Origin of the sequence: Chromohalobacter sp. HP20-39 (genome assembly GCF_033052815.1) — a bacterium.
Classification (GTDB): domain Bacteria; phylum Pseudomonadota; class Gammaproteobacteria; order Pseudomonadales; family Halomonadaceae; genus Chromohalobacter.
Map to the genome: position 1 here is coordinate 182,665 of NZ_JAWHTP010000001.1, position 20,715 is coordinate 203,379.

A 20,715-nucleotide genomic window follows, 5' to 3' on the forward strand; every position below is an offset into this window, starting at 1 on the left:
GAGAACGAGTCCTCTCCCACAAAAGCGTTACACCGGCCACATGGCGACACTCGGCCAAATCAACAGCACAGCCAGCATGCAGATCTGAATCGCGATGAACGGGAGCAGTGCCACGAAGATATCCTTGAGGCTGACACTGGGCGGCGCCACCCCTTTCAGATAGAACGCGGCCGGCCCGAATGGCGGCGACAGGAAAGAGACCTGCATATTCACCGCGAACAGGATACCGAACCAGATTGGGCTATAGCCGAGCTGCTCGATGATGGGCACGAAGATCGGCAAGGTCAGCATCGCCACCCCGATCCAATCGAGGAACATCCCCAGCACCATCAGGATCGCCATCATCACCAGGATGATCACGATCGGCGCCACGTCCAGGCCCATGATGACCCCCGAGATGAAGCGGTTACCGCCCATCAGGTTATACACCCCGACCAGCGCGGCGGCGCCGATACCGATCCAGATGATCATGCCACAGGTCATCAGCGTCTGACCGAGACTGCCATGCAATGTCTTGAGACTCAGCTCACCACGCAGCAGGACCGCCAGCAGCACGCCAAACACGCCCATGGCCGCCGCTTCCGTGACCGAGGCGACACCGCCGTAGATCGAGCCCAGCACCATGAACGCGATCAGCCCTGGCACAATGATCGCCTTCAAGGCCTGCCCCTTGGTGGCAAACGTCTCGGCGCGATCAGCTTCCGTCAACGGCGGCCCCATACTGGGGTTCTTCAGGCAGCGCACCAGCACATAGGCGATGTAACTGCCCATCAGCAACAACGCGGGTGTAATCGCAGCTGTGAATAGATCGGCAATCGACTGGCTAGCCATCAGGCCATAGATGATCAGCACGATCGATGGCGGCATCATGGTGCCCAGGGAGCCCCCCGCACAGACCACCCCGATCGACAGGTGTTTGTCGTACCCCAGGCGCAGCATCTGCGGTAGCGCGAGAATGCCTAGCAGCACGATCTCGCCACCAATGATCCCCGACAGCGCGGCGAGGAAGAACGCCACCACCACCGTCTGGATCGCCACTCCGCCGGGAAGCCGCCCGGCAAACACGCGCATGGCATTGAACAGGTCCTTGGCTATTCCCGATCGGTCAAGTAACGACGCCATCAGGATGAACATCGGCACCGCGACCAACGCATATTCCGTCACGAAGCCATAGACGCGGGTCGTCACCAATGGCAATGCCATGCCCCCGAACCAGCCAAAGGTAAAGACCAGCGCGACCAGGCCGGTGATAAAGGCCAGAGGAAGCCCGGTGATCAACAGGGCGAAGATCGCCCCGACCATCAATAATGTTCCGTCGGCGATACTCATTTATGCAGCTCCCTGATCGTCGGACGGTGTGGCGGGCTTGCCGCGCAAAGACTGGTATAAATGGATCAGCGACTGAACACACATGACGATCAGGGCCACCATAATGATGGTCTTGACGTAAGCCGGAAACGGCGGATTCCAGGAGGTGCCCGAACGCTCCAGGTCCCACTCGCCCATGGGGTTGTGCGTGGCCGTCCAGAACATGGTAAAGGCGGCATAGCTCATGCCCAGGCAGAACACGAACGTCACCAGATCATTGAAACGATCGAGCCATAGCTTGAGCCGCGGGCCGGCGCTATCGTAGAGCACGCGCACACGGATATGCTTATTGCTTGCCAGTGCCGCCGGGCCGCTCAACGCAAAGGTCACCCCCACCAGCATGACCACCGACTCATGCACCCAGGACGTCGGGGAATTGAAGCCATAGCGCATGATGACCTCGTAGACACTGATCGCCATGGCGATGAACACCAGCCAGGCGACGCGACGCGCACACCACACGACGCCACGGTCGAAAGCACTGCGGACCGGTACGCTCGTCTCCTGTTCGCCTTCCGGCGTCTCAGGCGGCGTGCTGCTTGAAGATTGGGAAGACATGACATTCCTCTACACGCTAGATCACACTCATCGTACACACGTAACGTCGACGAGACCCGCAGGCCCCGTCGCGTTAACGACGGCCCCGACGAGGGGGCCGAACGCCTGCGTTATGACTGTGAATCGGTGGATGCTTGCTTGTCGCCGCTGCTGCCATCCTCGGCTTTCAGCAAGTTATGGTTTTCCAGGTAGCTGACCACGGAATTGTAGAATTCCTGAGTGGTCGCGTTCTTGTCGGCCCAGCTCTGCCATTCCTGCTTGGCAATGCTACGGAACTTGGCGCGCTCCTCGGCAGGCAGGTCGATGATGTGGATATTGGGATCCTTGCGCGCTTCGCGCACGGCTTTTAGATCACGCGTCTTGAGCTGACCGACCATCTTGTAAGCCATGGCGTCGACGGACGTACTCAAGATCGCCTTCAGATCACTGGGCAGACCATTCCAGATTTCATTGTTGATCGATACGGCGACCATCGGCAGCGAGTGAAACCCGGGATACAGCGGATAGTTGGCGAACTCATGCAAGCCTTGCGACTGGTTGGTCGCGAACACGGTGTAGTCCGCCGCGTCGATCACGCCCTTTTCCAGTGACGTGTAGACCTCGGAGCCCGGCAGATTGACCGGCGTGGCGCCCGCCTTGTCGAAGACGTTAGAGACCATGCCTTCCGGCGTACGCAGCTTCAGGCCCTTCATGTCCTCGACCGAGCGGATCGGCTTGGAAGACGGCAATGACTCCAGCCCCGTGGCCGCCGCACCGATCAGATGCACGCCATATGATTCGGACAGCTTGTTATAAATCTCTTCGCCGCCGCCGTTGTTCATGTAATCCAGGAAGTTGTAGGGATCGCTCCAGGCACCCACCAGGTTACCGATCATGCCGAAGGCCGGATTCTGGCCTGTAAAGTAGCTAGGATCGGTCAGGTGACCCTGCAAGATGCCGGATTTTACCGCCTGCAGTGTCTGATTGGCCTGTACCACGGCGCCCACCGGCAGGATCTCGATCGAGATACGGCCATCGGACATCTTCTCGACGTTCTCGGCCCATTGTTTCTTCATCTCGAACTGGGGCTCGCCTGCAGTCTCCGAGGTTTGAAATGTCCATTCATACTCAGCGGCCTGTACGGAAAAGGCACTCGCAGCCAGGATGGCAGCGGTGAGCGTCTTGAGCGGAGTGCGTGACATCATGTCGTCATCCTCTAGTCGCTTGTTGTAGATGGTTCGAGAACGGCAAGTTCATGAATCAGGCCGGAAAAGCCTAGATCCCATGCGGTGCGATCAAGCACCGCCAAAGCCGCCGCAGCGGCTTGCTCGGGTTGACGCAATCGGATCGCCTCCATCACGCAACGGTGGCGCTCCATGCTGTCGTTGAGTTCCTCGGCACTATGATTGGAACGTTCCACCACCAGCGAGATGGCGGGCCGCAGCACATGACTCAACTGCGCCCATATCAAGTTGTGCGAGGCATCGAAGATCGCCTCATGAAACGCCACGTCATATTCGTCGTGCGTCGTGCCTTGCCAACGCAGGTCCTCCTGCGCCAGCGCATTGATCATGCCTTCATAGGCGGTTTCGATTGCCAATAGATCCACCGCCGTAGCGTTCTCGGCGGCCAGGCGCGCGACGAAGGGTTCCACCGCCACACGGAAAGCGAATATCTCACGTTGAATGCGTGGATTAGGTTCAGCGTAGCGCACCATCCAGTCGGTGACGCGTGGATTCAACATGTGCCATTGGGTCAGCTCGCGTACCCGTGTCCCCTGTCCGGAAACACGCACCAAAAGCCCCGCCGAGACCAGCTCCTGCAACGCACTACGGCCCTTGCTGCGACTGACCCCGAACTGCTTGCAGAGATCGACTTCGCGCGGAATCAACTCCCCCGGCGCGTAGCGTCCACTGAAGATCGCCTCAGCCAGCGCCTCCGTGAGATCGACCCGCGTCGTTGAATCGGAAATTGTTGTCTCTGAAAACGCCGAGGGCATGCCTGGCTCCCGCCTTGTAAAACAAACCAAACTCTATGTCTGATATAGAATCGCTTATTTTCGCTCTGTTGGCTTTTAGACATTAGTTTCATCGGCTGCGCCAACGTGGCATGTGTCGGCGCGACGGTCCTTCCTCCCACAAGATCACTGCTTGTCAGCGTAGAGGGCCATCACAACAAAAAAGGCCATGCCCCTGAAGGACATGGCCCACGCTTTTGTGACGCCGCATGCGGCCAGCGTCAGGACAACATCACACGCTTAGCGATACACCGGCAACCGCGCGCAGACGGCTTCGACCTTGGCCTTGACGTCGGCTTCGGCCTGGCTGGCATCGCCCTGCTGCATGGCGTCGAGGATGTCGCAGATCCAGCCGGCGAGGTCAGCGCATTCGGCCTCACCGAAGCCTCGGGTGGTCACTGCCGGCGTGCCGATACGCAGCCCGGAGGTGACGAACGGGCTCTGCGGATCGCCCGGCACGGCGTTCTTGTTGACGGTGATATGTGCACGACCCAACGCGGCATCGGCATCCTTGCCGGTCAGGCCCTGCTTGACCAGCGAGAGCAGGAAGAGATGATCCTCGGTGCCGCCGGACACGACGTCATAGCCGCGCTCGATGAACACACCGGCCATGGCTTTGGCGTTGACGACCACCTGCTGCTGGTAGGCCTTGAAGTCGGGCTCCATCGCTTCCTTGAAGCAGATCGCCTTGGCGGCGATGACGTGCATCAGCGGGCCGCCCTGGCTACCGGGGAAGACGGCGGACTGAAACTTTTTCTCGATCTCGGCGTCGTTTTCAGCAGAGAGAATCAACCCTCCGCGCGGGCCGCGCAGAGTCTTGTGCGTGGTGGTGGTGACCACATGCGCATGGGGCAAGGGGCTGGGGTAGACGCCCGCCGCGACCAAGCCGGCGATGTGGGCCATGTCGACCAGCAAGTAGGCGCCCACCTCGTCGGCGATTTCGCGGAACTTGGCCCAGTCGATGATCTGCGAATAGGCGGAGAAACCGGCAATGATCATCTTCGGCTGGTGCTCACGTGCCAGACGGGCGACCTGGTCGTAATCGATCAAGCCGTTGTCGTCGAGGCCATACTGCACGGCGTTGTAATGCTTGCCGGAGAAGTTCGGCTTGGCACCGTGGGTCAGGTGGCCGCCGGCATCGAGACTCATGCCCAGCACGGTGTCGCCGGGCTTGATCAACGCCTGGAACACCGCGCCATTGGCCTGGGAGCCGGAATGCGGCTGAACGTTAGCGTAGGTCGCGTCGAATAGCTCCTTGGCGTAGTCGATGGCCATCTGCTCGACGACATCGACATGCTCGCAACCGCCGTAATAACGCTTGCCGGGATAGCCTTCCGCGTACTTGTTGGTCAGCTGCGTGCCCTGCGCCTGCATGACGCGCGGGCTAGCATAGTTTTCGGAGGCGATCAGCTCGATGTGCGCTTCCTGACGGCCCACCTCCTGCTGCATGGCGTCCCACAGGGCATCATCGAAACCGGCAATCTGCATGTCACGGGTGAACATCGGCGAGAGTCCTCGAATCACGGAAGGTCTAAGCGGCGCAAGCCGCATGGGGTCAACGGGTAGTGCGTCGGGCTACCAGGGCGCCATGATAGCGCAGCCCGCAACGCCTTTCATATGAAAGGGGATCATGGGTCGCTGCAGGATTTCTCATGGTCGTTTTAGAGGCACTCAAGCACGCGCGCGATGAGCAAAACCGCACGCGGCGATGAGTGAACTCATCTTCTGCGCCTCGCCTTTGAACGCTACAGTGGCACGGCTCGTCGGCAGTTCGTCGTCGAGTCTAAGGAATGCAACGGGTATGGATGCCCACCGACAATGCCCTGCAAGTTTGGCCTTTCCCGCCGCACGATCAAGCGATCGTTGGCGGGGCTTCTTGCGTATTTTGCCTCGCAGGCCGTGTCCTCGATCTCGTGCGTCATTCGCGGCGCGCTTGCTTGCAGCGGTACATGGCATCGTCCGACTGGCGCAGGACTGCCTGCACATCGGTTTCGCCGAGCGCAGTGGTAATCACTCCGACACTGGCGCCGATATACTCGAAAGTGGCGCCTTCAAGCTCAAAGGTCCCGCACGTCAAGTGCATCAGGTGTTGCCTGAATGCCTCACGCTGGGCCTCCAGGTCGTCGTCCGCGCCGACAGGGCGTATCACCACGAATTCGTCACCGCCGTAACGTCCCACGATATCGCTGGCGTCGCAGTGCCCGCTCAGCAACATCGCGATCTGAATCAGAAAACGATCGCCGGCATCGTGACCGTACTCGTCATTGATTTCCTTGAAGCCATCCAGATCGATGAAAGCCACGTGCAGCACGCCATGGCGATGCTCGGCGTGTGCCAGCTGCGTCGCCAAAGCCTGGTCGATGGCACGCCGGTTGGCGATACCCGTCAACGGATCGGTAAAGGCTTGTTCGCTGAGACGCAGGTTTTCGTTGAGCAAGAGATCCAGCAAGGCTTCACTTTCGAGATACTTGCCGATGAAGGTGGCGAAGATCGCCACGTAGTGACGTGCCTCGTCGGCGACGTGTTGTGAGGCTTTGCTTGCCACACACAGAGTGCCCAAGAGCTGGCCGCCGATGCGTTTGACCGGTTCACTGAGGTAGGTTTGTATGCCCAGCGCTTGCGCGGCTTGAGAATCCCCCCAACAATTGGCAACGTCTTGCGTATACGTACGCCCCGAATTCAGCGCACGTCGACACAGAGTGTCCTCCCACGCCACGCTGAGCCCTTCAGGAATGCACAGGTCCCGCGTGTTGCGGGCATAGAGCACGCTCTGCACGCCTTGCGCTTCATCGACGAGCGTGAAGTAGGCCGACTCGAGCCCCGTGATCTCGACCAACAGCGTCAGCAGGGGTCTAATCACTTCTTCCAGCCGTTCGGGATCACCAGGCGCGTTGTCGAGACGTGCCAGAAGCGACTCGGGAATGGGACGTTGGCTCATCATCGTATGGCTCCGGGTTCACGTTGTGGTGATGTAACGGCGGTGCCTGCAACGCATTCAAGTTTCCCCCAACAGTCGCAGGCTTTCCATGGGTGCCTGACGACGTACCTGGCGTGTCAGCAGATGGCCTATGCCACCGATGAGCAGCCCACCGCTCACGGGCATCACGACCCATAGCGGCCAATGCAGTCGCGGCGGCAAGTCGAACCACATCAGGTAGACACCCAGCGCCGCAGACTCCGCCAGCAACGCCCCCAACAAGCCACTGGCGATGCCCAGCAGCGCGAACTCAGCACCTTGAATCCGTGCGATCATCCGGTCGCCGGCGCCGAACACCCGCAGTAACGCGCTTTCATGAGCACGCATCGGACGGCTCGCGGTAAGCGCGGCGTAGAGCACGCTGATCCCCGCCAGCAACACGAAAACCAGTACCAGTTCGATGGCACGCGTCACTTGTACCAGCAATTCGCGGACTTGCTCGAGAATGGCATCGACATTAAGCAGCGAGACACCGGGGTAGCGCGAGACCAGTTTGCCGATGGTCGCCTGACGGTCACCCTCCAGATGAAACGAGGTGATATAGCTGTGGCTGAAGCGCTCAAGCACCCCCGGTGGGAAAATCACGAAGAAATTGGGCCGGAAACTTTCCCAGTCGAGGCTGCGCAAACTGGTGACGCGCCCTGAAACGTGCTCGCTGCCGATATCGAACCCCAGTACGTCGCCCAGTGACACGTTCAGGCGCTCGGCCAGCCCCTGCTCCATGGAAATCGGCGCCGGTTGACCATCGGCAGCGGGTGTGTCCGCATCGAACCACTCACCGGCGACGATGCGATTGCCCTCGGGCAGAGTATCGCGCCAGGTCAGATTGAGCTCTCGGCGTAACTCATCCGGCGCTTCTTGACCCGCCGGCACCGTTGCACCGGCGGGCTTGCCATTGAGGGTGACAAGTCGTCCGCGCACTATAGGATACAGGTCGCTGCGCGTGTCACTGGCATCCTCGACGATCTCGCGAAAGCCTTCGCGTTCATCAGGCTGGATGTTGATGGCGAAGTAGTTGGGGGTATTCTCGGGCAATTGAGCTTCCCAGGCGCTCACCAGATCGCCACGCACCAGGGCGATAATCGCCATGGCCGCAAAGGTGACCGAAAAGGCCAGCAACTGCCCCAGGCTGGCATGTCGGCGCCGTGCCAATTGCCGCGCGCCGAGGCGCCACGCGTGCCGCGCGCCGTGGCGACGCTCGCCGGCGGCACCTCGCACCAATCGCATCAAGACCGAGAGCAGCCCGTGGCCTAATAACCACAGCGCCGCCAGCGCCAGTTCGCCGCCGACCAAAAGCCCCAGCGAGAGCGTGAAATCCCCCGAATACAACCACAGCAAAGCACCAAAAACCCCACTAGCGATGGCCACCACGGCCCAGCCGGCCATGGGCACGGGGTCGAGTTCTCGTCGCAGCACCTTGAGTGCGCTCACCCGCTTGAGACGCAACAAGGTGGGGCCGGCAAAGCCGATGAGCACTGCCAGCGCAGTGAGCACCCCCATCAATAACGGCAGCGGCCCCGGCGGCGGCAGCTCGAGCGGCAGAAAATTCGTCAGAATCATCAGCAAACCAGCCTGTCCCAGCAGGCCCAATAGCGCCCCCACCACCGCCGCTGCCAACGCCAGCCAGGCGAGCTGCAGGGCGAACAGTGTCGCCAGTTGGCGTTGGGAAGCACCGAAACAGCGCAACAACGCCGCCGTGTCGAGGTGTCGGTCGACATAGCGGCGCGTAGCCATGGCCACCGCCACGCCCGCCAGTAACACTGCCGCCAGCCCCGACAAACTCAGGTAGCGCTGCGCGCGATCCAACGCGCCACCCAGCCGGGGGCGATCCTCGCGTACATCGCGCACCTCGACACCGTTGTCGCGGAGTCGCTCCAGACGCGACTGCACGCGCGCCACGGCGTCGGGCGGGCCCTTGGCCAACAACTCGTATTCGAGCCGCGAGCCGGGCTGCACCAGGTCGGTGGCCGCCAGATCGTCGCGGTGCATCATCACCCGTGGGTTGAAGGCCGAGAACCCGGCGCTCTGATCCGGCTCGCGCTCGATCAGGCCGCTCACGGTGAGTGTGCTCTTGCCGATGCGCAGCACGTCGCCGAGTTCGAATTCCATCAGTCGAGCCAGCCGCGGTGCTACCCACACACTGCCGGGTGCAGGGCCATGGTCCAGCGTCTCGGTGCCCTCGCCACGCGCGACACGTACCTGCCCATATAACGGATAAGCGGCGTCAACGACCTTGAGACTGACCGGTTGGAAGGCATTATCACGACTCGCCATCGAGATCAGATCGACCTGCTGCGAGAGCGTCAGCCCGGCATCGCGCAGCGTCTGGCGGAGTTCCTCGGAGAAAGGATCGCTTTGTTCGAGCACCAGATCGCCGCCCATCAACTGCCCGGCCTGGCGGGTCAGCCCCCGGTCGAGGCGATCCAGGAAGAAACCGATCATCGTCGAGGCCGCCACCGCCAGGGCCAACGCTACGAAAAGCGCCCGCACATCGGCGGCACGAAGATCGCGCCACAACCCCTTGAGCGATAGCGACAGAGCCTTCACGAGGCCACCTCATCATGGCTCATGGCCTGCAGGCGCCCTTCTTCAAGGCGCAGGCAACGCCCGCAGCGGCGCGCCAAGGCATGATCGTGCGTGACCAGCACCAAGGTGGTACCCATTTCCCGGTTGAGTTCGAACAGCAAGTCGATGATATGTGCTCCCGTGGCGCGGTCGAGGTTACCGGTGGGTTCATCAGCGAAGACCAGCCGGGGATGGCTGACGAAGGCACGTGCCACCGCCACGCGTTGCTGCTCGCCGCCGGAAAGCTGCTTGGGCAAATGGCCGAGCCGCTCGCCGAGCCCAACCCGCGTCAACCAGTTGCGCGCGCGCTGCTCGTCATCGCCCGATGGCGAAAGCTCCCGGGGTAGCAGGACGTTTTCCAACGCCGTCAGGGTGGGCAGGAGTTGAAAGTTCTGAAACACGAAACCGACTTGCCCCGCACGCAGCCGCGCCCGGCCATCTTCATCCAAGGCGCTCAACGACTCGCCAAACAACTGAATCTCGCCTTCACTGGGCGTATCCAGCCCCGCCAGCAAGCCCAGCAGGGTCGATTTCCCCGACCCCGAACTACCCAGAATGGCCACGCTTTCGCCAGCATGGACGTCCAGCGCCAAGTCATCGAGAATCGTCAGTACACGCTCACCACTGCGCACGCGCTGTGACACCTGTGCTGCGTGTAGAATGGAAACCTTCGAGTCATTCAGGGAGTCGTCGACCATGCGTGAGAATTCCTTCGTATTGGGAAGCTGGCCAAGAGTGCGCCAATCATGGACACGGGGCTGCCTCCAGGTCCTGATGGTCGCCGTGTTGTGCTTCGCTGCAGGACATGCGGTGAATGCCCGGGCCGCCACCCTCCTGGTGGTCGGCGACAGTCTGAGCGCAGCCCACGGTATCGAGCGCGACGCCGGCTGGGTCAACTTGCTTCGACAACGCCTAGGCAGTCAACACCAAGTGATCAATGCCAGCATCAGCGGCGACACCACCTCGAGCGGTGCGGCGCGCCTGCCGGCACTACTCGAGCGTCACGCACCGGACATCGTGCTGCTCGAACTAGGCGGTAACGATGGCCTGCGGGGGCTTTCACCGCAACAGATGAAGCTCAACTTGAGTGACATGATCGAAAAAAGCCAGGCCGCCGGCGCACGCGTACTGCTGCTAGGCATCGAAATACCGCCCAATTACGGCGCGGCCTACACGGATGCCTTTCGCGGTGTCTTCCGGCAGCTCAGTGAAGAATACGCTATTCCGCTTGTGCCCTTCATTCTCGACGGTGTCGCCCTGCAAGACGCCATGATGCAGGACGACGGCATCCATCCCACCGCCGAGGCACAGCCGATCATTCTCGACAATGTGTGGCCCGAACTGAAAAACCTGCTACCCGACGATGCCGCCAATACCGATAAGCCGTAATCGTCACGTTGTTTGCGGACTATAATGGGACTAAATTTTATCGAGCTGATTCGTTGGTCACTTTATTCAGCAGAGTTTACTTTTCCGCTACTGACGCCGGCGCCTTCTGAAACTGTTGCAGCGCCAACCCGGCGAGAATCAGCACCAACCCCACCAGCGTGGAGATCAGGATGGGTTCGCCAACCACCCAATGCAGCAGAAACAGCGAGATGGGCGGCGACAGGAAGATCAGATTGGCGACCTTGGCGGTGCGCGATACCTGGTGAACCGCAAGTTGCCAGAAGACGAACGCAATGCCCATTTCGAACAAGCCGACATAGATGCCTGCGCCCAGCGACAACCAGCCATGCCATTCAAAGCCCGGTCCGAACCACACGATTGCCGTCAACACAGGGATCCCGACACTGAAGTTCTGCCACTGGGCGACCAGCGGTGCACGCGCATCACGAGCATTGAAGAGCCAGTACAACGCCCAGATCAGCGTTGATACCAGCGCCAGGGCAACACCCAAGCCATCGGCAAACGCTATTTGCCACACATCGCCGCGTGTGGCGATCGTCCACACGCCGGCATAGGCAACGAGCCCCGCGACGATATCCATCAATGTCAGGCGTTGCTTGAGCAGTGGTACGGCCAGCAATGCCATGGTCAGCGCCCAGGTGTAATTGAGCGCCATCGCCTCCTGCCCCGGTAGACGGTCGTAGGCGGCGAACAACACCAGATAATAGGCCACGGGATTCATCAGGCCCGCCCATAATGCGGTACGCCAACCATGGGTGAGCGCCTCGCGGGCATGCCCCTGGGCAATGACCAATCCCCCGATCAACGCCCAGGACACCAGTACCGCCAGCCATATCAGCTCGACAGGACGCATCGTCTCCAAGGCCAGCTTGAAAGCCGTGGCCACGGTCGACCATAGCCCCACCGCCACCAGCCCACATGCGATTGCTCGACGATCCCCTGTCATGCGCCTCCCTGCAAATACATGTTTCTCGGTACGTAATAAAGCCCAGCCTAATGCGTTCGCATGACCAAAGCGACGTCCCCAGAATGCTTATCCGGTTGATTTTACGCATATCAGCGATGACTATTTAACGCATGCATACCCTGCAAAGCGAATCGTCGACAAGGAGACCCCGATGAGTGACATGGACACCGCGCTAGTGGCCGCCTACCGATTGAACGGTCAGGGGGGTGGAGAATTACTGAGCCGGCGCGCTTTGCAGTCTGCCTGGGCCGACGACGGTGCGCCGATATGGATGCATCTCGACTTCCGTCACGACGACGTCGAGACCTATCTCAACGACTTGGCCGAGCTCGACGAGACAGTCGTCGAAGCATTGCTCGAGGAAGACACGCGTCCACGTGTGGCCAAGTTCGGGCGCGGCGTCGTCACCACGCTGCGCGGCGTCAACCACAACCCCGGCGCCGCCATGGACGACATGATCTCGCTGCGCGTGTGGATGACACCCAAGCGCATGATTACGCTGCGTCGCCGCCCACTGAAGGCCGCCAGCGATGTCCGAGAACGCCTGGATGCCGGCGAAGGCGCGCTGTCGGTACCCGACCTCCTCGCCTGGCTGGTCGAGGCGCTAGTGGATCAGGTCGGCGACTATTCCCACCAACTCGATAACGCCCTCGGCGAGCTCGAGGAATTGCAACTCGCCAAGGGCGATGTCGACGCCGATGATCTCACCCGGCTGCGCCGCCCCTTCATTACCCTGAGGCGCTTCATGGGGCCGCAGCGCGACTGCCTCTCGCAGCTTGCCCAGAGCCCTCAGTGGCTCGATGAGACGACCCAGGTCTCATTGCGCGAGAACGCCAACCAGCTCTCGCGCTACGTCGAGGATTTCAGCGCCATGCAGGAGCGCGCGCTGATCCTCCAGGAGCAGATCTGGAGCGAGCACAACGAGCAGCTCAACCAGCGCATGTACATGCTAGCCATCGTCACCACTGTCTTCCTGCCCTTGAGCTTCTTGACCGGGCTACTGGGCATCAACGTAGGTGGCATTCCCGGCGCCGATAGCCCCTACGGTTTCGCCGTCTTCATCACCATCACCCTGGCGGTGGGGCTGGGCGTGATGTGGCTGCTCAAGCGCAAGCATTGGTGGTAACGCGTTATCGGTCGGTATGCCCCAAATCTCGCTGGGGATCGAGCCGGTCACGTACCTGCTGCTTGAGCCATTTTATATCGGGGAAACCGCCGTCGCGCTTGCGCTCCCAGACCACGTCGTCGCCATCGTAGATAATTTCGAAATGGCCACCGTGGCTGGGCGCCAGCGCAACCTGCTCGAGATCTTCACCGAAGGTCTGCAGTAGTTCCTGTGCATACCACCCGGCCCGTAACAACCAGTGACATTGCGTGCAATAATGGATGCGAATGCAGGACATGGCGAGCGTGCCTCCGTCGGTGGATAAGGCGGCCATGATGCGGTGGCCGCGCCCCTCGAACAAGCCTGGCAACCGCGCCCAGTCAGCAAGGACATAACGTAAAGGCACAACGTAAGGACAAAACGCATGGGTGATCGCGCCTCTTCCTTGACGCGACTCTACGAGCGCTTGACCGGCGACGAAGATGGCCGGCTATGCAAGGACATTCCCGACGCCGCCTGCCATGAGCAGCCCGGCAACTTCCTGCGCCACTTACTGGCCTCGCTGGGCAACAAGCTCGCCGATGAGCTCTCCAGCGCCCGCCTGGTCTTGCCATGGTTATTGGGCGCCCTCGGCGCGCCGGTGTGGATGGTAGGCTTTCTGGTCCCGATCCGAGAGGCCGGCGCCTTGCTTCCGCAAGTGTTCGTCGCCGGCTACATTCGCCTCAAGGCGATTCGCAAGGGGGTGTGGGTCACCGGCGGCATCGTGCAAGCGCTCGCGGCGCTGGTCATGGCCATCATGGCGCTGTTTGGCCAGGGTTTCTGGGGCGGCGCCATCGTCCTTGCGGCCTTGGTGGTGCTGTCGCTCGGCCGGGGGCTATCGTCGATTGCCACCAAGGACGTGCTGGGTAAGACGATAGCCAAGCAACGCCGTGGCACGCTCATGGGATGGAGCGGTAGCGCCGCGGGCGCCATCACGCTGGCAGTAGGCGCGGTGCTGATGTTATTCGGCGACCGCCCAGGGCAGATCGCGCTGGCAATCCTGTTGCTCATCGCCACGCTCGGCTGGGCACTTAATGCTCTCTGTGCATCACGCATCAAGGAAGAGCCCGGCGCCACCGAGGGCGGCCAGAATGTCTGGAGCAGTCTCGGCGAAGGCCTGCACCTGCTGCGAACCGACCGCCACTTCCTGCACTTCAACCTGGCGCGGGCGCTGCTGCTTTCCAGCGCCCTGGCGTTGCCCTATATCGCCCTGCTGGGACAGCAACAAAGCGGCTCCAACCTCGGCGGTCTGGGCATCATGATCCTGGTCTCAGGATTGGCAGGCATGCTGGCCAGTCCTATCTGGGGTAAGCTGGCCGATCGTTCCAGCCGCAAGGTGATGCGCAACAGCGCCGCGATTGCCGCGTTGTGCTGCGCGGCGGCGGCATTGATCGCCTGGCTGCCCGACGCATGGAGCAATAGCATATGGCCATACGCACTGGTATACGCACTGCTCGTCATCGCCCATGCCGGTGTTCGGTTGGGCCGCAAGACTTACGTGGTCGACATGGCGGGAAGCGACAAGCGTGCCTTGTATGTCGCGCTCTCCAATACCTTCACCGGCATTCTCATGTTGCTGGTAGGCGGGCTACTGGGTGCCGTCGCACACTTCATAGGCAGCGGTGGGCTATTGCTCGTACTGGCGCTATGCGCAATTGGCGCGACGGCAGCCAGCCAGCGTTTGCCGGAAGTCGAGACGTGACGCCTTGCAGCGCGTTGAAATCCGGTCCCGGCATGGCCATGATGAATATACGACTGCCTCGCACGAACGGCTCATGACAACGAAAGGCAAAGGAACGCGAGAGAGATGAAACGACCTCCCATGATCAGCCCGGCGCTACTCGAACGTATCGTCAATGCGTCAGACGATGGCATCGTGGTGGCCGAACAAGAAGGCGACGAAACCATCCTGATCTACGCCAACCAGGGCTTCGAACGCCTCACCGGTTACAGTGCCGATGAGATTCTCTACCGCGACTGCCGTTTCCTCCAGAACGACGATCGCGACCAGCCTCAGTTGGATAACATCCGCCAGGCGATCCGCGAGGGCAAGCCTTGCCGGGAGGTTCTGCGCAACTATCGCAAGGACGGAGCGATGTTCTGGAATGAACTGTCGGTCACGCCTGTCTACGACGACGAGGATCAACTAACCTACTTCGTCGGCGTGCAGAAGGACGTCACCGAACGTGTCGAGGCAATGCAGGAGCTCGAGCGCCTGCGCGCCCGGCATGATCAAATCTGAGGCGCGTTTGCAGACGCGAGGACGGGTACTCGCTGAGAGTAAGGGCTACTCCATCACGCTAGCCTTTACGCTACGCCCCCTCTATCATCGTCACTCATGATTCACTTCTCAACCAAACCGGAATTCCATGGCGCAATACGTCTATACCATGAATCGGGTGGGCAAGACCGTCCCACCCAAACATGAAATCCTCAAGGACATTTCGCTTTCCTTTTTCCCTGGCGCAAAGATCGGCGTGCTCGGCCTCAACGGCGCGGGCAAGTCCACGCTGCTGCGGATCATGGCCGGAGTGGACAAGGAATATAACGGCGAAGCGCGTCCCATGCCGGGCATCAATATCGGTTACCTGCCACAGGAACCCGAACTCGACGACGAAAAGAACGTCCGCGAGACCGTCGAGGAAGCCTTGAGCGAGATCACCGACGCTCAGGCACAACTCGAGGCGGTGTATGTCGCCTATGCCGAGCCGGATGCCGACTTCGATGCCTTGGCCGCCGAACAGGCACGCCTCGAGGACCTGATCGAGGCTGCCGACGCGCACAACATCGAGCGCAAGCTTGAAGTTGCTGCCGAGGCCTTGCGCCTGCCGCCCTGGGACGCCAAGGTCGGCAACCTCTCCGGGGGTGAGCGTCGCCGCGTGGCATTGTGTCGCCTTCTGCTTTCGAGCCCCGACATGCTGCTGCTTGACGAGCCGACCAACCACCTCGACGCCGAATCGGTGGCCTGGCTGGAACGCTATCTACACGACTACAGTGGGACTGTGGTGGCGATCACCCACGACCGCTATTTCCTCGATAACGTCGCCGGCTGGATTCTCGAGCTGGACCGTGGCCAGGGTATCCCCTTCGAGGGCAACTACTCGCAGTGGCTAGAATCGAAGGAAAAACGCCTCGAGCAGGAAGCCAAGCAGGAGGCTTCCAAGAACAAGGCGATCAAGCAGGAGCTCGAGTGGGTCCGCAGTAATGCCAAGGGACGCCAGGCCAAGAGCAAGGCGCGTCTGAACCGCTTCGAAGAAATGCAATCGGGCGATTTCCAGAAGCGCAACGAGACCAACGAGATCTATATTCCGCCCGGGCCGCGTCTCGGCGACAAGGTCATCGAGTTCCACGACGTGGCCAAGCGCTTCGATGACAAGCTGCTGTTCGAAAATCTATCGTTCCAGCTACCCAAGGGCGCCATCGTGGGCATCGTCGGCGGCAACGGCGCCGGCAAGTCCACGCTGTTCAAGCTGATCGCCGGCATGGAACAACCCGACAGCGGCGAGGTCGTCATCGGCGAAACCGTGGACATCGCTTACGTGGAGCAGTTGCGCGATCATCTCGACGATAAGCAGACCGTATGGGAAGCAGTATCCGGCGGTCAGGACATGATCAGCATCAATGGCTATGAGATGTCCTCACGCGCCTACGTGGGACGCTTCAACTTCAAGGGCAATGATCAGCAGAAGCGACTCTCGGAGCTCTCGGGGGGCGAACGCGGTCGCTTGCAACTGGCACAGACCCTCAAGCAAGGCGCCAACGTCCTGCTGCTGGACGAACCCTCCAACGATCTCGACATCGAGACGCTGCGCGCGCTTGAAGAAGCGCTGCTCGCCTTCCCCGGCTGCGCGCTGGTCATCTCGCACGACCGCTGGTTCCTCGACCGTATCGCTACGCATATTCTCGCCTACGAAGGGGATTCCAGCGTGACGTTTTTCGAGGGCAACTACAGCGAGTACGAAGAAGACTATCGCCAACGCGTGGGTAGCGACACGCCCAAGCGCATGAAGTACAAGCGCATCGACGCCTGACCCTAATGCGTGGCAGCACAAAGGCCCCGTTGTGTAATACAGCGGGGCCTTTTACGCTCTGGACGACGCACACCCCCTGCCCAGGCCGCATAATAATCGGCACGAACCGTGGACTGACGCCCCGGACACGTCATTACTACCAGCGCTGCCTAGCCTCACCACCCGCTCATCGAGTGCTTCAGGCCAAGACAGGGAAGACGTGAAAGGCGAAGACTGGACACGATAGAACTTATGACTCTTGAGGGATGACATGATGGCTGCCGTTATCACCTGGCCGTACCAGCTGTTCAACCGTGTTCGACAGAGTATCGCTTTTCTCCCCTGCCTGCTGGCACTGATCTACTTTATCTTGGGCTTGATCGCCGTCGTGCCGCGAGTGCCCGCCTCCGCCCTACCCGCGATACTCGGCCATCTCGACTTCAAGGATCCCGAGACGGCTCGAGCACTGCTATCGACGCTGATCGCCGGGATGATCTCAATGGTGGTATTCAGTTTCTCGATGGTCATGACGGTGCTTTCCCAGGCGGGCGGCAACTTTTCACACAAATTGGTCTTCGGCCTGATCACGGAAAGCCATCATCAACGGGTACTCGGCCACTACTTGGGCACCATTCTCTTTATTCTGATTCTGTTGATGGTGCCTTTCGAAGGCAATACGCCCAGCCTATGGCGCTCACTGGGAGGGTATCTGGGGGTGTTGATGGTCATCCATTGCCTGGGTCTGTTCGTCTACTTCATCCACAACTCTTCCCAGTCAGTGCAGATCAACGCCATCCTCCAAGGCCTGCACAAGTCCACTCGCGAGTCGATGCAACACTTGGCTACCCTGCAGCAGCGAGAGCACTGGCGGCGATACGCCCACATTGACGTACCGACCAACGGCCATGTGATCTATGGTCGACAAAGTGGGTATGTCCAGTACGTTCAACTAGAAACGCTGGCGCGGCTCGCCAAAGAGCACGGCATGGTCATTCATCTCAACTTCATGTTCGGCGACTACACCGTCGTCGGCTTGCCTCTTTTTACAATCGATACCGTCGACGAACCCGGCGAGGCGTTCGAGGACGCAGTGCTAGAAACACTGATCTATGTGCAGGGGGAGTCGGTGAAAGACCTCTATATCAATGGTCTGACACAATTGATGGAGATCGCCGTCAAGGCGCTTTCACCGGGTATCAATGACCCCGGCACCGCCCGCCTGTGTCTACATCAACTGACGGAACTGCTATGCAGGCGACTAACGCTCGCCCCCAGCAACGCCGTGACCGATGAGCATGGGGCCCTTAGAGTGAGCTGGAAGACACACGACTTTGACAGCCTACTTTACCGGCTTTTTACGCCGATCCTGCATTACGGTCGCGACGACATCAGCATAATGCTGGCCCTGCTCAAAGCCTTGAAAACGCTTTCGCTATTTGCCGATAAAGAGACACTGGCGGTCATCCAAGCGCACGCCGACCGCGTAGTCGAGACACTTGAGACAGCGTCCAAGCATACGCTGGACCAGCATTTCATTGCCCAGCGCATGCAAGCCGGTGAACATCGTTTAAAGCTGCCATGCGACTTCTCTCAAGCAATGCCACCCACCGACGCCATCAACGTCCCCGGCCGCGAATGAGCGACCGCTCACTTGGGATACAGAGAGGCCTCTCCACGCGGACGCGTCTTGAAGCGCCGATGCAGCCATAGATACTGCTCGGGATGACGGCGAATGGCGTCTTCGATGAGGTCGTTGATCCGCGTGGCGTCGGCGACATCGTCGCCCGAAGGAAAGTCTTCCAGTGCGGGCAGATACTCCATCGTATAGGTCTCGTCATCGGGATTGCGATGAAAGATCAGCGGCATCACCGGCGCCCCTGTCATGCGCGCAATCTTGGCGGTCAACTTGAGCGTGGCGGCCTCGACGCCGAAAAAGGGCGCGAAGACGCTAGCATCGCGCCCGAAGTCCTGGTCCGGCGAATACCACACGGCGTGGCCCTCCTTGATGCGACGCACCACGCCGCGCAGATCGTGACGATCGATGGCGCGACCGAAGATACGCCGTCGTGCACGTGTCATGAAGCGCTCGAACAAGGGGTTGTCATGCGCCCGGTAGACGACGTCCGCAGGGAAGAACAGCGAATGCAGCGCGCCGCCGAGATCGAGCGTCGAGAAGTGGACCCCGACGATCAGCGCCCCCTTGCCCTGCGCCAAGGCCTGCGTCATATGCTCTTCACCCGTGAAGGTCACCCGGTGGCGCAAATGCTGAGGATTACGACACCAGCCGGTGGCGGTCTCGAGAATCCCCTTGCCGTTGGCGATGAAGGTGTCGCGTACCAGCCGAGCCCGCGCCTCCTCGCTCAATTCGGGAAAGCACAGCGCCAGGTTGGTCTCGGTAATACGCCGTCGACTGCGCGCGAAACGCCAGACGCTCAACCCGATGACACGTCCTGCCGCCATCTTGAGACGCCAGGGCAGCCAGGCACCGAGGTACATGGCACCGATGGCCAGCCAGGTGGGCCAATAGCGTGGGTGAAAGAAACTGTCGGGAAATACGTGCTTGGCCATATCTCTCTCGGGGCATCGAAACGCCGCTCATTGTAGCGGATTTTTATACTGTGTCGGCAGCCCGATAACGGCGCGGGACACGGGGCAGTATGCCGGTCAGCAACGTATAACTGATGGTATCGCAATAACGCGCCACCTCGTCGACGGGTAGCCCTTCGCCCCATAACACGACCCGACTACCGACATCCGCCTCGGATACGTCGGTGAGATCGACCGTCAGCATATCCATGGACACCTTGCCGACGAGTGGTACACGCCGCCCCTCGACGAGTACTGGCGTGCCGTCTTGGGCGTGACGATCATAGCCATCACCGTAGCCACAGGCGACCACACCGATACGCGAGGGGCGCATCGCCCGCCAACGTCCCCCGTAGCCGACTGCCTCCCCCGTCGCCAATTCACGTACCGCTATGAGTTCTGAGCGCAAGGTCATCACCGGCTTGAGGGCGCGGCTGGCGTCATTGGCACCTTCCAGCGGGTCGCTGCCGTAGAGCATGACCCCCGGACGGTTCCAATCGCCATGCGCCTGGGGCCAGGCTAGCGTGGCCGGCGAATTGGCGAGGCAGACCGGTGCTTCAAGCTGCTGACGCAGCGCCTCGACACACGCCATCTGGCGGCGAAAATACGCCGGATCGAGCGCATCGGCGGTGGCGAAGTGCGTCATCAAGTGCAGATCGGTGGCCTGGGTCGGTGCCGCCTTCAGGCGCTGCCAGCGCGCCACGAAAGCCTCCGGCGCGAACCCTAGACGATGCATGCCCGAGTCCAGCTTGAGCCAGGTGGGAATCGGCGTTCGTGGCCGAAATGCCAACAAAGCGTCGAGCTGCCAGTCGCTGTGCACGACGATCCATAGCCGGTGCGCGTCGATGAGCGGCAACTCCTCGGCATCGAAGACCCCCTCCAGCAGCATGATCGGCTGGGCAATTCCCGCGTCGCGCAGCGCGACTGCTTCCTCGAGACTCGCGACGGCAAACGCGGGCGCTATATCGGCCAGGGCGTGGGCGCACTCTACCGAACCATGGCCGTAAGCATCCGCTTTGAGGACGGCTACCGCGCGGCTTTGAGGCGCTTGCTCACAGGCGAGACGATAATTGTGGCGCAAGGCGCCCAGGTCGATATCGGCGACCAACGGCCGGGACATGGCAAACGTTCCTC

At 60.9% G+C, this 20,715-nt stretch carries 18 protein-coding genes; 6 read left to right on the top strand and 12 right to left on the bottom strand.

Annotation, left to right across the window (positions count from 1 at the left end; translation table 11 throughout):
- Positions 1-27: 27 nt before the first annotated feature.
- The 8 genes from RVY79_RS00860 to RVY79_RS00895 form a co-directional block, all read right to left on the bottom strand.
- A complete protein-coding gene (locus tag RVY79_RS00860) occupies positions 28-1,329 on the bottom strand; it encodes a TRAP transporter large permease subunit (protein ID WP_317462150.1) in 1,302 nt (433 codons plus the stop codon).
- A complete protein-coding gene (locus RVY79_RS00865; RefSeq protein WP_317462151.1) occupies positions 1,330-1,926 on the bottom strand; it encodes a TRAP transporter small permease in 597 nt (198 codons plus the stop codon).
- A 110-nt stretch (positions 1,927-2,036) separates the two neighbouring features.
- Positions 2,037-3,110 (bottom strand): TRAP transporter substrate-binding protein, encoded by a 1,074-nt coding sequence (locus RVY79_RS00870; RefSeq protein ID WP_317462152.1) that lies wholly within the window; start codon positions 3,108-3,110, stop codon positions 2,037-2,039.
- Positions 3,111-3,121: 11 nt separating this feature from the next.
- Entirely contained in the window at positions 3,122-3,904 is a 783-nt protein-coding gene (locus RVY79_RS00875) for a FadR/GntR family transcriptional regulator (RefSeq protein WP_317462153.1), read from the bottom strand.
- Positions 3,905-4,162: 258 nt separating this feature from the next.
- Positions 4,163-5,425 (bottom strand): serine hydroxymethyltransferase, encoded by a 1,263-nt coding sequence (gene glyA, locus RVY79_RS00880; RefSeq protein ID WP_317462154.1) that lies wholly within the window; start codon positions 5,423-5,425, stop codon positions 4,163-4,165.
- Positions 5,426-5,840: 415 nt separating this feature from the next.
- Positions 5,841-6,863 carry a sensor domain-containing diguanylate cyclase gene (locus RVY79_RS00885; protein ID WP_317462155.1) on the bottom strand — a complete coding sequence of 341 codons (1,023 nt, stop codon included), beginning with the start codon at positions 6,861-6,863 and terminating at the stop codon, positions 5,841-5,843.
- Positions 6,864-6,917: 54 nt separating this feature from the next.
- A complete protein-coding gene (locus RVY79_RS00890) occupies positions 6,918-9,446 on the bottom strand; it encodes an ABC transporter permease (protein ID WP_317462156.1) in 2,529 nt (842 codons plus the stop codon).
- Entirely contained in the window at positions 9,443-10,162 is a 720-nt protein-coding gene (locus tag RVY79_RS00895; RefSeq protein ID WP_317462157.1) for an ABC transporter ATP-binding protein, read from the bottom strand. The genes RVY79_RS00890 and RVY79_RS00895 overlap by 4 nt, the downstream gene beginning before the upstream one ends.
- Before the next feature lie 76 nt (positions 10,163-10,238).
- Between RVY79_RS00895 and RVY79_RS00900 the strand changes: the two genes are divergently transcribed.
- Positions 10,239-10,853 carry an arylesterase gene (locus RVY79_RS00900; protein WP_317462651.1) on the top strand — a complete coding sequence of 205 codons (615 nt, stop codon included), beginning with the start codon at positions 10,239-10,241 and terminating at the stop codon, positions 10,851-10,853.
- A 76-nt stretch (positions 10,854-10,929) separates the two neighbouring features.
- On the opposite strand, the gene RVY79_RS00905 is transcribed toward RVY79_RS00900, so the two are convergent.
- Positions 10,930-11,820: a DMT family transporter gene (locus tag RVY79_RS00905; RefSeq protein ID WP_317462158.1), complete on the bottom strand. Its 891-nt coding sequence runs from the start codon at positions 11,818-11,820 to the stop codon at positions 10,930-10,932.
- Positions 11,821-11,992: 172 nt separating this feature from the next.
- Between RVY79_RS00905 and RVY79_RS00910 the strand changes: the two genes are divergently transcribed.
- Positions 11,993-12,967 (top strand): zinc transporter ZntB, encoded by a 975-nt coding sequence (locus RVY79_RS00910; protein WP_317462159.1) that lies wholly within the window; start codon positions 11,993-11,995, stop codon positions 12,965-12,967.
- Positions 12,968-12,971: 4 nt separating this feature from the next.
- Here the strand turns inward: RVY79_RS00910 and RVY79_RS00915 are convergent, their stop codons facing one another.
- Positions 12,972-13,244, bottom strand: coding sequence for a SelT/SelW/SelH family protein (locus RVY79_RS00915; protein WP_317462652.1), 273 nt, complete (start codon positions 13,242-13,244; stop codon positions 12,972-12,974).
- A gap of 126 nt (positions 13,245-13,370) precedes the next feature.
- On the opposite strand from RVY79_RS00915, the gene RVY79_RS00920 reads away from it, so the two are divergent.
- From RVY79_RS00920 to RVY79_RS00935, 4 genes are all read left to right on the top strand, one after another.
- Entirely contained in the window at positions 13,371-14,687 is a 1,317-nt protein-coding gene (locus RVY79_RS00920) for an MFS transporter (protein WP_317462160.1), read from the top strand.
- Between the two features lie 105 nt (positions 14,688-14,792).
- Positions 14,793-15,227 (top strand): PAS domain S-box protein, encoded by a 435-nt coding sequence (locus RVY79_RS00925; RefSeq protein WP_317462161.1) that lies wholly within the window; start codon positions 14,793-14,795, stop codon positions 15,225-15,227.
- Between the two features lie 127 nt (positions 15,228-15,354).
- Complete coding sequence (gene ettA, locus RVY79_RS00930) at positions 15,355-17,016, top strand: energy-dependent translational throttle protein EttA (RefSeq protein ID WP_317462162.1); 1,662 nt, start codon at positions 15,355-15,357, stop codon at positions 17,014-17,016.
- A 250-nt stretch (positions 17,017-17,266) separates the two neighbouring features.
- Positions 17,267-18,634, top strand: a complete 1,368-nt coding sequence (locus RVY79_RS00935; protein WP_317462163.1) for a DUF2254 domain-containing protein — start codon at positions 17,267-17,269, stop codon at positions 18,632-18,634.
- Between the two features lie 8 nt (positions 18,635-18,642).
- On the opposite strand, the gene lpxL is transcribed toward RVY79_RS00935, so the two are convergent.
- Complete coding sequence (gene lpxL, locus RVY79_RS00940; protein ID WP_317462164.1) at positions 18,643-19,563, bottom strand: LpxL/LpxP family Kdo(2)-lipid IV(A) lauroyl/palmitoleoyl acyltransferase; 921 nt, start codon at positions 19,561-19,563, stop codon at positions 18,643-18,645.
- Positions 19,564-19,606: 43 nt separating this feature from the next.
- On the bottom strand, positions 19,607-20,701 hold the full coding sequence (gene alr, locus RVY79_RS00945) for an alanine racemase (protein ID WP_317462165.1): 1,095 nt from the start codon (positions 20,699-20,701) through the stop codon (positions 19,607-19,609).
- Positions 20,702-20,715 lie beyond the last annotated feature (14 nt).